At 61.2% G+C, this 11302-nt stretch carries 13 protein-coding genes and 1 tRNA gene; 5 read left to right on the forward strand and 9 right to left on the reverse strand.

All coding sequences use genetic code 11. From position 1 onward, the window contains the following. Positions 1-80 precede the first annotated feature (80 nt). The 4 genes from gcvT to CR254_RS04075 all read left to right on the forward strand — a co-directional run bounded on the left by gcvT (position 81) and on the right by CR254_RS04075 (position 5340). Positions 81-1166 (forward strand): glycine cleavage system aminomethyltransferase GcvT, encoded by a 1086-nt coding sequence (gene gcvT, locus CR254_RS04060; protein ID WP_097928506.1) that lies wholly within the window; start codon positions 81-83, stop codon positions 1164-1166. Positions 1167-1171: 5 nt separating this feature from the next. Continuing rightward, positions 1172-1537: a glycine cleavage system protein GcvH gene (gene gcvH, locus CR254_RS04065; RefSeq protein WP_097928507.1), complete on the forward strand. Its 366-nt coding sequence runs from the start codon at positions 1172-1174 to the stop codon at positions 1535-1537. Positions 1538-1610: 73 nt separating this feature from the next. After that, positions 1611-4451 (forward strand): aminomethyl-transferring glycine dehydrogenase, encoded by a 2841-nt coding sequence (gene gcvP, locus CR254_RS04070; protein WP_097928508.1) that lies wholly within the window; start codon positions 1611-1613, stop codon positions 4449-4451. 40 nt (positions 4452-4491) lie between these two features. After that, positions 4492-5340 (forward strand): 1-acyl-sn-glycerol-3-phosphate acyltransferase, encoded by an 849-nt coding sequence (locus CR254_RS04075; RefSeq protein ID WP_180955874.1) that lies wholly within the window; start codon positions 4492-4494, stop codon positions 5338-5340. A 4-nt stretch (positions 5341-5344) separates the two neighbouring features. Here CR254_RS04075 and CR254_RS04080 read toward each other — a convergent pair whose 3' ends face one another. Further along, complete coding sequence (locus tag CR254_RS04080; protein ID WP_097928510.1) at positions 5345-5893, reverse strand: copper chaperone PCu(A)C; 549 nt, start codon at positions 5891-5893, stop codon at positions 5345-5347. A gap of 57 nt (positions 5894-5950) precedes the next feature. Next, positions 5951-6358, reverse strand: coding sequence for a hypothetical protein (locus tag CR254_RS04085; RefSeq protein ID WP_145996697.1), 408 nt, complete (start codon positions 6356-6358; stop codon positions 5951-5953). 98 nt (positions 6359-6456) lie between these two features. Here CR254_RS04085 and CR254_RS04090 point away from each other — a divergent pair, with 98 nt between their 5' ends. Next, positions 6457-7536 carry an AI-2E family transporter gene (locus CR254_RS04090; protein WP_180955875.1) on the forward strand — a complete coding sequence of 360 codons (1080 nt, stop codon included), beginning with the start codon at positions 6457-6459 and terminating at the stop codon, positions 7534-7536. Here the strand turns inward: CR254_RS04090 and CR254_RS04095 are convergent. From CR254_RS04095 to CR254_RS04125, 7 genes are all read right to left on the reverse strand, one after another. Further along, positions 7507-7863, reverse strand: a complete 357-nt coding sequence (locus tag CR254_RS04095; protein WP_097928513.1) for a hypothetical protein — start codon at positions 7861-7863, stop codon at positions 7507-7509. The two genes, CR254_RS04090 and CR254_RS04095, sit on opposite strands and share 30 nt — an antisense overlap. Positions 7864-7866: 3 nt before the next feature. Beyond that, on the reverse strand, positions 7867-8190 hold the full coding sequence (locus CR254_RS04100) for an ElaB/YgaM/YqjD family protein (RefSeq protein ID WP_097928514.1): 324 nt from the start codon (positions 8188-8190) through the stop codon (positions 7867-7869). Between the two features lie 114 nt (positions 8191-8304). Continuing rightward, a tRNA-Met gene (locus CR254_RS04105) sits at positions 8305-8381 on the reverse strand. Positions 8382-8427: 46 nt separating this feature from the next. After that, complete coding sequence (locus CR254_RS04110; RefSeq protein ID WP_097928515.1) at positions 8428-8739, reverse strand: GCN5-related N-acetyltransferase; 312 nt, start codon at positions 8737-8739, stop codon at positions 8428-8430. A gap of 125 nt (positions 8740-8864) precedes the next feature. Further along, a complete protein-coding gene (locus CR254_RS04115; RefSeq protein ID WP_097928516.1) occupies positions 8865-9659 on the reverse strand; it encodes a crotonase/enoyl-CoA hydratase family protein in 795 nt (264 codons plus the stop codon). A gap of 10 nt (positions 9660-9669) precedes the next feature. Continuing rightward, positions 9670-10437 (reverse strand): hypothetical protein, encoded by a 768-nt coding sequence (locus CR254_RS04120; RefSeq protein WP_145996698.1) that lies wholly within the window; start codon positions 10435-10437, stop codon positions 9670-9672. 1 nt (position 10438) lies between these two features. Then, positions 10439-11296 carry a hydroxymethylglutaryl-CoA lyase gene (locus tag CR254_RS04125; protein ID WP_097928518.1) on the reverse strand — a complete coding sequence of 286 codons (858 nt, stop codon included), beginning with the start codon at positions 11294-11296 and terminating at the stop codon, positions 10439-10441. Positions 11297-11302: the final 6 nt, after the last annotated feature.

Below are 11302 nucleotides of genomic sequence, written 5' to 3' on the forward strand. Positions count from 1 at the left end.
AACGATCTCAGGCAAAAGGACAGATGGGGCATCACGGACCGTGCGATTGTCGCGCGGCCAGATGCTACGGGGCTGCCTGAATGTCAGATTTAAAAAACACACCGCTCGCACCACTGCATGCAACGCTTGGCGGTAAAATGGTGCCGTTCGCCGGTTGGGAAATGCCGGTTCAATATCCCATGGGCGTCATGCAGGAACACCTGCACACCCGCGAACATGCGGGCCTGTTCGATGTTAGCCATATGGGCCAGTTGCGGCTGGACGGCCCGAACAGGGTTGAGGCGCTGGAATCCCTGATGCCCGTCAACGTGGCGGAGCTAAAGGCCGGTCGCCAGCGTTACGGCCTGTTGACCGCTGCGAATGGCGGCATTCTGGACGATCTGATGTTCGCCAATATGGGCGACTGGATTTACGTTGTCGTTAACGCGGCCCGCGCCGATCATGACATCCCCCACATTCAATCCGTAACGCAGGCCACCGTGCTGGACCGCGCGCTGATCGCATTGCAGGGACCAAAGGCCGAGGACGCTCTGGCCGCGCTGAACGAAGATGTGCGCGATATGCGTTTCATGGATGCCCGCATCATGCCGTTGATTGATGGTGAGTGCATCGTCACCCGCTCCGGCTATTCCGGTGAGGACGGGTTCGAGATTTCGATCCCCCGTGATGAGGCCGTCGCCGTGGCCGAGGCCCTGCTGGAGCAGGACGGCGTTGCCCCCGTCGGGTTGGGCGCGCGTGACAGCCTGCGGCTTGAGGCCGGTTTGTGTCTGTACGGCAATGACCTCGACGAAAACACCACTCCGGTTGAGGGCGGCCTGATCTGGGCCATGCAGAAACGCCGCCGCGAAAATGGCGGCTTCCCCGGTGCAGACATCATTCAGGCGCAACTGGCCAATGGAACCGGGCGTCAGCGCGTCGGATTGCAGCCGGGCGGGCGCGCCCCGATCCGCGCTGGCACCACCCTGCATGCCGAGGAAAACGGGCCGCAAATCGGCACCGTCACCTCGGGCACGTTCGGTCCGACATTTGGCGGGCCGGTGGCCATGGGCTATGTCGCGACAGGTCACACCGATAGTGACACCGAATTATTCGCGCATCTGCGTGGAAAATATGTTCCGATCAGGGTCGTAAACCTTCCCTTCGTTCAGCAGACCTACAAGAGGTAACTCCAATGACAGTCAAATATACCGAAGAGCATGAATGGCTGAAAGTCGATGGTGACGAGGTCATCGTCGGCATTACCGAGCATGCGCAGGGCCAGCTCGGCGATCTGGTTTTCGTCGAATTGCCAGAGCCGGGCGTCAAGGTCACGAAAGACGAGGAAATCGTCGTGATCGAGAGCGTTAAGGCCGCATCCGACATTATGGCGCCCCTCGACGGTGAGATCACCGCCGTGAACGACAAAATCGTCGAGACGCCCAGCCTCGTAAACGAGGACCCGCTCGAAGATGGCTGGTTCTTCCGCATGAAGCTGGATGATCCGTCCGAGATGGACGACCTGATGGACGAGGCTGCCTACAAGGCATTCATCGACTGACCCCTATGGTCCCGACCCCGTGTCGGGACCACATTCCCCTCCTCCGCGTGTACCCCAGACAGGATGACCCCCCGTGAGCTATTCTCCGACTGATTATGCCCCCTATGATTTCGCCAATCGTCGCCATATCGGCCCCTCTCCGGCGGAGATGGAGGAAATGCTCGCAGTGTTGGGCGCGGACAGCCTCGACGCGCTGATCGATCAGGTGGTTCCGGCTGGCATTCGTCAGCGTGAAGCACTGGATTTCGGCGCCGCCCTGTCCGAGCAGGAGGCCCTGCGTGCCCTGCGCACCATGTCCAAAAAGAACATCGTCAAAACCTCGATGATCGGTCAGGGCTATCACGGCACGATCACGCCGCCGGTGATTGCGCGCAACATCTTTGAAAACCCTGCATGGTACACCGCCTATACCCCCTATCAGCCCGAGATTTCGCAGGGCCGGTTGGAGGCGCTGCTGAACTATCAGACCATGATTGCCGATCTGACCGGTCTGGAGATCGCAAACGCATCCCTGCTGGACGAAGCCACCGCCGCAGCCGAGGCGATGGCGCTGGCCCAGCGAGCCGGTAAATCCAAGGCGACGACCTTCTTTGTCGATCACCACTGCCACCCGCAAACCATCGACGTGATTCGCACACGGGCCGAGCCGCTGGGCTGGGACGTGCTTGTCGGCGATCCGTTCACCGATCTGGTCCCTGCCGACGTGTTTGGTGCGATTTTCCAGTATCCCGGCACACATGGCCACGTTCACGACTTCACCGATATTATCGAATCCCTGCACGCGGCCAAGGCACTGGCCGTGGTTGCGGCGGACCCCCTCGCGCTGTGCTTGCTAAAGGCACCGGGCGAAATGGGCGCAGATATCGCCATCGGCAACACACAGCGTTTCGGCGTGCCGCTGGGCGCGGGTGGACCGCATGCCGCCTATATGGCCTGTCGCGATGCCTATAAACGCTCGATGCCCGGCCGTATCGTTGGCGTGTCCATCGACGCACGGGGCAACCGCGCCTACCGCCTGTCGCTGCAAACACGTGAACAGCATATCCGGCGTGAGAAGGCGACCTCGAACGTCTGTACTGCACAGGCTCTGCTGGCCGTCATGGCGTCGATGTACGCTGTGTTCCACGGTCCCGCCGGCCTGCGCGCCATTGCGCAGCGTGTGCACCTGAAGGCGGTTCGCGTGGCCGATGCCCTGACCGCCGCGGGCTATAACGTCGTGCCCGAAACCTTCTTTGACACCATCACCGTTGAGGTTGGCGCCCCGCGTGAGGCGATCCTGCGCGCCGCGGTCGAGGCAGGTATCAACCTGCGCCGCGTTGGCGACACCCAGATCGGCATCACTTTGGACGAGGCGATCTGGCCCGAGGATATCATCCGCCTGATCGCTGTATTCGGCGGCACCGATGGGGGTGAGGCAAGCACATACCACCTGCACGACGCCCTGATCCGCACGTCTGAATACCTGACCCACCCGACATTCCACCACAATCGGGCCGAGGCGGAGATGACCCGCTATATGCGCCGCCTCGCCGATCGTGACTTGGCACTGGATCGCGCGATGATCCCGCTGGGCTCGTGCACGATGAAGCTGAACGCCACGGCGGAAATGATGCCGGTCAGCTGGCCTGAATTTTCCAACATCCACCCCTTTGCCCCCGCCGATCAGCGGCAGGGATATAAGGAGCTGATCGACGATCTCAGCGATAAGCTGTGCCAGATCACCGGCTATGACGCGATTTCCATGCAGCCCAATTCCGGCGCGCAGGGCGAATATGCGGGCCTGCTGACGATCCGCGCCTATCACGCCGCCAATGGCGACAATCGCGACATCTGCCTGATTCCCGTCAACGCACACGGCACCAACCCTGCCTCGGCCCAGATGGTCGGGATGAAGGTTGTCGTGGTGAAATGCACCGAACGCGGCGACATCGATGTCGAGGATTTCCGTGCCAAGGCGCAGGCCGCAGGAGATAAGCTCGCCGCCTGCATGATCACCTATCCGTCCACCCACGGCGTGTTCGAGGATACCGTGCGTGAAGTGTGCGAGATCACCCACACCCATGGCGGTCAGGTCTACCTGGACGGTGCGAATATGAACGCGATGGTTGGCCTCAGCCGTCCGGGTAAGATCGGGGCGGATGTTAGCCACCTGAATTTGCACAAGACGTTCTGCATCCCCCATGGTGGCGGTGGCCCCGGCATGGGCCCGATCGGCGTGCGCTCGCATCTGGCCCCGTTCCTGCCCGGTCATACGGATGAGGGTTCTGCCGGTGCGGTTAGTGCCGCGACATATGGCTCACCCTCGCTGCTGCCGATCTCATGGGCCTATTGCGCCATGATGGGCGGTGACGGCCTGACACAGGCGACCAAGGTTGCCATCCTCAGCGCGAACTACATCGCCAAGCGGCTGGAGGGCGCGTTCGGCGTGCTGTATCGCGGCAAATCCGGCCATGTCGCCCATGAATGCATCATCGACACACGCCCGCTAAAGGATAGCGCAGGCGTTAGCGTTGACGACATCGCCAAACGCCTCGTCGATAGCGGGTTCCATGCCCCCACGATGAGCTGGCCGGTCGCAGGCACCCTGATGATCGAGCCCACGGAAAGTGAGCCAAAGGCAGAGCTGGACCGCTTCATCGCCGCGATGCTCAGCATCCGTGCGGAGGCAACCGCGATTGAGGACGGCACGCTAGACCGCGAAAACAACCCGCTGTCCAACGCCCCACACACCATGGAGGATCTGGTGGGTGAGTGGGATCGCCCCTACTCGCGTGAGGCAGCATGCTTCCCCGCGGGCGCGTTCCGCGTGGATAAATACTGGGCACCGGTCAACCGTGTGGACAATGCATGGGGCGACCGTAATCTGGTCTGCTCGTGCCCGCCGCTGGAGGATTACCTGGACGCGGCTGAATAATAACACCTGCGGGCGGGGTTCGCCCTGCCCGCACCACCATATGATTGACGACGCCCCGATGGATCTGAACCCCCGCGACCTGAGCTATAGCGCAATTGCCAAGGGGCGGTTGGGGCGGCTGACCATTCGCACACTGGAAAACCTGACGGGACGCCCGCAGGTTCTGATGCGGCTGCGCCCATTGGCAGACCGCATCGCGCAGGGGCAACCGATCTGGGACGCGCTGTGGGATGTGTTTGACCTGAAACTCAACAGGATCGGGCCGCCCTTGCCCGCAACCGGCCCGCTGCTGGTCATTGCAAACCATCCCTACGGCCTGCTGGACAGTTTGGCGCTGTGCAAAATGCTCAGCGAAACCGGCCAACCGTTCAAGATTGTCGCGAACGAGGTTTATGGCCGCGCAGGGCCGATTGCCGATTACATCCTGCCGATCAGCTTTGACAGCGGACGTGAGGCGGCGCGCAGAAACCTGCAAACCCGCCGCGCCGCGCTGGCTGCCCTGAACGCCGGACAGATCGTGGCGATGTTTCCCGCAGGGGCAACCGCCTGCCCCCCGCGCCCGTTTCAACGGCCGCATGAATGCCCGTGGAGCAGCTTTACCGCCCGCATCGCCATGGAAAGCGGCGCGCCAATTGCGCCGATCTGTTTCCCGACGCAGTCCCGCCCGTTCTTTGACAATGTGGGATTCGTGCATCCGACCCTACGCAATGGATTGCAGATCAACGGGTTTTATCAGCGGATCGGATCGCAGGTGGATGCCTATACCGCCGCGCCCTTTACCGTGGAACAGGCGATAACCGCCACCGATGCAACGGCGGCGATGCGCCGGAAAGTGCTAACGCTCGGACCGGACAAAACCGATCCGAGCGTCGAAGGCGCGCAATTCTGAGCGCTTAGTGGTCGTGGGCGGCCTCATGCCCGTCGCCATGCTCCATATCCCCATGATCCATGGTGTCGTGATCCATCTCACCGTGGTCCATATCGTGGCCCTGCGCGGCGGCCCCTTGGCGCATCTCTGCCTCGAAGTTCAGAACAACCTCACCTGCATTTTCGAATAGCAGGGTGATCTGGCGCTCCTCACCCATGGGCAGACCTGTCTCCAGCCCCATCAGCATCAGGTGATAGTCACCGGGTGCGAAGCTGACGCTGCCGCCCGCTGGGATTACGACGCCATTGGTCTGTTCCTGCATACGGTTCACGCCATCCTGCATGACGGTTTCGTGCACCTGAACCATGGCGAAATCGGTGCTGGCGGACAGCAGGCGCTCATCCGTGTCGCCGTGGTTGTGAACGGTAAAGAACCCGCCAGTGGCCCGTGCAACCGAAGTTGTCGCGCGCATCCACGTATCGGTGATCATCAGATCGCCGACGGTCACGTCCTCAGCCATAGCGGGCAGCGAGAAGGCAGCGATCATTGCAGTCAGTGTAAGTGTCTTGAACATGGGAAACCCCTATAGAAATCGTGTTTGGATGCACCAAGCGGTGCGTGAACGGCGATTTCAGGCGGGTGGCGCGCGCGGGGCCGCGTCGAATATCCGCGCGATGTCATGTCCGATGATAGGCGTCGTAATCCGCCGCTCAACCCGATGCCATGCGACAGTTCCAACAGGACCGGCAATATCGGGGCAATCTATCGCGTGCACGATCCGGCAGGCGGTGCATTCCTCGGCGAAGTGAACCGGCGCATCATCCTGCGGCACGGCAAGGCATAAAACAGCCACAGTCCCATCAGGGGCCAGCACAATCGGCCCCGTACGCACAGGCGTCTCATGGGCATAAGCCAGCAAGGACAGCGCAACCGTCAGCAATCCGGCCAACAGGTAATTTAGCTGCGATTTGAACAGGCCCTTGAACATAGTGCAGATGTGAAGCACGTGACGCTGTACATCAAGTGTACAAATTGCCACTGGGAACTAAGCTCCTGCAACGGCGTTGATATCCCGTCCTTCTTATATAGCGAGCCATGATGCCCGAACAGACTAGGCACAATTCTGCATTTCCCGAAATGCCCTCTCACGATTCGCGTGCAGCCCTGTTGATGAGCTATATGTCGCGCATCGCGATCATTGGCATTTTCGTGATCGCGCTGCTGGTCGGGATGAAGGCAACCTACTTTGTTTTCGCGCCGATCTTCCTCGGCGTGACCTTCGCGCTGGTCCTGGGCCCTGTTGCATCGAAATTGGAGCGTAACGGCATTCCCGGGCCACTAGCCGCAGGGGCCATGACCCTGCTCGTCCTGATCGGGATTGGCGCCTTTGCCACCGGTATCGTACTCCCGATCAATGACTGGATCGAACGGTCCCCCGACATCTGGCAACGGCTAGAGCGTTTGGGATGGACATTTCAGGCCCACATACAAGAGTTCGAGGATGCGGCCGGCGATATCTCCGAGGCGATTGGCGCAAACACCAGTTCAGCAGGACAAGGTATTGATCCGCTCAGCTCAATCCTGCCTGCACTGCGACTGGCCCCGACACTTATCGGGCAATTCGTCATCTTTATCGGCGCGGTCTATTTCTTCCTCGCGACACGACACCAGATCCGCGATTTCATGCTGTCCTTTTGCATGTCACGGCGCGCCCGCTGGCGGGTGGCCCGCATCTTCCGCGATATCGAGGGGGGCATGTCGCATTATTTCGGCACCATCGCCGCAATCAACGTGGTGTTCGGGCTGGCTGTCGGGCTGCTGACCTGGATGTTCGGAATGCCGACGCCCTATGTCTGGGGTGGATTGGCGGCGGCGCTAAACTTCGTGCCGTATATCGGACCTGCACTGATGGCTGCGATCCTGTTTTCCATCGGGCTGTTAGTATTCGACGCGATGCAAACGGCGGTCCTGCTGGCGGCATGTTTTGTCACACTGAATTTGATGGAGGGACAGTTCGCAACACCGTCCATCGTCGGGCGCGCCTTGGTGCTGAACCCGTTTCTGGTATTCTGCACGCTGACATTCTGCCTGTGGCTGTGGGGCGCGCCCGGGGCGTTTCTGGCTGTACCATTCCTGTTGAGCGCCAAGGTCGTGGTCTATCACCTGCGCCCCGGCCGTGCGGGCGTGTTAGCGACGCACAGACCGTCCGATTTGTGACCCTGCTGCAAATGCCGCGATCAGATCATCCGTAATGCTGGCCGGTTGGGGCGGCGCAACAGGCGCTGGTGTTGGGGTTGCCTGAACCTTAGCGGGCCTTGATGGACGGGCCAGCAGCAGGACGATCAGCCCCATCGCAGCAAAGGCGGCTGCAAAAACCAGATTGGTGGACATCGCACCGATCTGGGGTGCCAGCCATAACCACCCCGCCGACAGCGCGAAGCCAAAGGCGACCAGCAAAAATACCGAAGATACGGCGGACATCACTGCCCGCCGCACCTTCAGCTCGACTATCGCGGTAATCCGCGCAATCATTGCATGAGGCATCGGTTACTTCCGCGCAGTCAGCAGGCCGAACAGCACGCCAACACCGGCGGCTACCGCCAGTGAGGTCATAGGCCGTTCACGCACTGTACGCTCTGCTTCGCCACTCAGACGCTCCACCTCGGAACCGGCATAGTCCATCGCGTCCTTACCACGGGCACGCAGGGCTGCGGCCTGCTGCTCAACTTCACCTTTGGTTGCGCTGACCTTTTGCTTGCCCAGCGATGTCATGGTGTCAGTCAATGCGGCGATATCTGCCTTTAGTGCTTCAACTTGCTGTTGCAGTTCTGCGGTTGTTGCTTCTGTCGGCTTTGTGGTTGCTTGTGCCATTAGGTCATCTCCTGAAATTAATAATTCAATTACAGGGACAACGCGCAATGTGTTGGTGGGTTCCGTATCAGTCGACCTAATGTCGAACGGATTTCCAAAAATAAGGAGGTGTTGTGGTGGCGGGGGGGAGACTTGAACTCCCGACCTCGCGATTATGAGTCGCGCGCTCTAACCAGCTGAGCTACCCAGCCACAACGGAGGCTCAATTAGCCCCCTGCGCGGGGGGCGTCAAGCGGCTTACTGAAGCTTTTTGCGCATTTGTGCAGATAATCGGTTTAAAGCGGCAAAATCGGCCGAACCTTCCATCACCGCTTCACCCAATGCGGTGGCATCCTCCAGCACCTCGATCGAGGCAGCGCCCCAGATGGGTGCCTCAACCGCACCGCGCCATGGCTGACGACCGGCGGCGTCTAACAGGATACGGGCAAAGCATTCGGGGCTGTCAACGCTCCACCCACGGCGGGCGGATGCGCGCGGCATACGGCGGGCAACCATATCGGCCCACATGCCACGCAGCGACGATTCACGCGGATCATCCAGCACGCTCATACCCGCACCCCGCCATTAGGGGATATCAACTCTCGATTACACCAAACACACATGGCTTCGCCCTCTGCAACGACAGGCGTTACAGATGGGATTTTTTGCTCAATAAAACAGAGGTAGCGGGTGCGTTATTTTGTACCCCAATCGGGTTTACGCCGGTCAAAGAAGGCGGCGACGCCCTCATGCGCCTCGGGCGTTTCCCATGTATCGGCCAGACGGCTGATCGTGTCATCAATCACCGCCGCATCAATACGGGGACCAAGAGCACGGGCCAGCGCCTTGGCAGCCGCCACAGCCGCAGGGGCGGCCGCCAGATAGGGAACCACCTCCGCCTCGACCCGCGCATCCAGTTCCGCCGCAGGAACGGCATCCGCGGCCATATCCAGCCGCACGGCCTCCGCCGCGTCAAACAGGCGGGCGGACATAAACACGCGCCGCGCCTTACCCTCACCCATACGGGCCAAAACATAGGGGGAGATCGTTGCGGGGATCAGCCCCAACCGCACCTCGGTCAGGCCAAAGCGGGCATCGTCCTGCGCAATCGCCACGTCGCAGACCGACATCATACCGATACCGCCACCGAAGGCTTGCCCGTTGATCCGCCCGATCAGCGGCTTGGGCAAGGTATTCAGCCCATCCAACATTTCCGCCAGCAAGCGTGCCTCAGCCATGCGGGTCGTACGGTCGGCGTCAAATTGTTGGCGCATCCACTCCAGATCTCCACCGGCGCAGAAGCTACGCCCCTCACCGGTCAGGATCACCACCCGCACGGCAGGATCTGCGCCCAGCATGGCGGCGGCCTGTGTCAGCTCATCAATCATCACGGCGGACAGGGCATTATGCTTTTCTGGCCGGTTGAGGGTCAGCGTCGCGACGCCGCGCGCATCTGTGCTCACTGTGATCGCGTTGAAATCGGTAGGCATGTTCTATTCCTTAATTGGCACAGGCTGGCAGCGACTGCCCCCGCAGACGGGCCAACCCCTCGACGCTCATCATGGCGCGGGTGCTGTCATTCCAGATATCCTCGGGGATCAGCGTAGTGATGGGTGAGCCCAACTGCATCAGCCCCGCATGACCACCAATCGCGACGACGATCTGCTGCAGGCATTGCGCCCCACAATCCGCGCCACAAACGGCACGGGGCAGAACCGCGTCAGGATTGGTGGATAGGTTCATCGCACTAACATCCGGCAGATCAGGCGCATTCGGCGCACGCCCTGCCACGACCGCAGCCATATGCGGCACGCCGGTTAGCGAGGCCGCGACCAGATCGAAATATTCACGCTTGGCCTGCGCGCGCAATGCCTCACGCGCCAGTCGTGTTTCGCCCATGGCGTCCAAACCGAGGACCGTTTCGGGCGCGGTCCGCACCGAATCCAGATCGCGGATCAGCTCGGGCAATGCCCCCTGCAAACCGTCCAGCCACGAGGTGCCGGACAAACCCACAGGCGCACGGAACAGGGCAATCCGCTGCGCGCGATCCAGTGCGGCAACACCACCGTCGCCATGCAGCTCACCCATATGCTCCACCGTGCCAAGGAACAGCCGCGCATCGACATCCCCAGCCGCCGCCGCATCCGCTATCAGCTGCAAGGCCGGCAGGTCATGTCCGCCCAGCCATTGGGTCAAGGCATCCTCGAACGGTGTCGCCTGCGCTGCTGCGCCCTGCACCATCAAACAAACGAGGATTGCCCTGATCACCTTAACCTCCCGCAACCAAACTGCGCGCAAATGCTGCGGCCTTTGCCAAGGCCACCGGATCAACGCCGGTTTCATAGCCAAGCGCACTCAGCCGCTCGACCACTGCCTCCGTCGCGACATTACCTGACGCGCCCGGCGCATAGGGACAGCCGCCCAGACCACCGACCGCCGCATCAAAGGTGCGCAAACCCAGCGCCAGCGACGCCTCGATATTGTCGAGCGCGGCACCCTTTGTATCATGAAAATGCCCCGCCAATTGCGCCGCGGGAACCGCGCTGAGCACCGCATCCAGCATTAGGGTCGTGGTCCGCGGGGTGGCATGACCGATTGTGTCGCCCAGCGAGACCTCGTAACAGCCCATCCGCATCAGCGCCTCAGCCATAAAGGCCGTGTTATGCGGCGGCACGGGACCGTCAAAGGGGCAATCGGTGACGCAGGAAACATAACCGCGCAGCTTTACCCCCGCATCCAGTGCCGCCTGTGCGACGGGGCGCAACCGGTCCAGACTCTCAGCCATGGTGGCGTTGATATTCGCCTTGGAAAACCCCTCGGACGCGGAAACGAAGATCGCGACTTCATCCGCCTTGGCCGCCACTGCCCCCTCAAGCCCGCGCATATTCGGGGTCAGCGCGGCGTAACGAACACCGGCACGCCGGTCGATCCCTGCCATAACCTGCGCCGCATCCGCCATTTGCGGAACCCATTTGGGACTGACAAAGCTGGCCGCCTCGATCCGCGTCAAACCGGCATCTGATAGCAGGCCCACCAGTTTGATTTTATCTGCTGTGGCGATCTGGGTCTTTTCGTTTTGCAGCCCGTCGCGAGGGCCAACTTCGAACAGGGTAACGTGCTCAGCCATGGTGCC

The organism is Pontivivens marinum (assembly GCF_900231835.1).
Taxonomy (GTDB): domain Bacteria; phylum Pseudomonadota; class Alphaproteobacteria; order Rhodobacterales; family Rhodobacteraceae; genus Pontivivens; species Pontivivens marinum.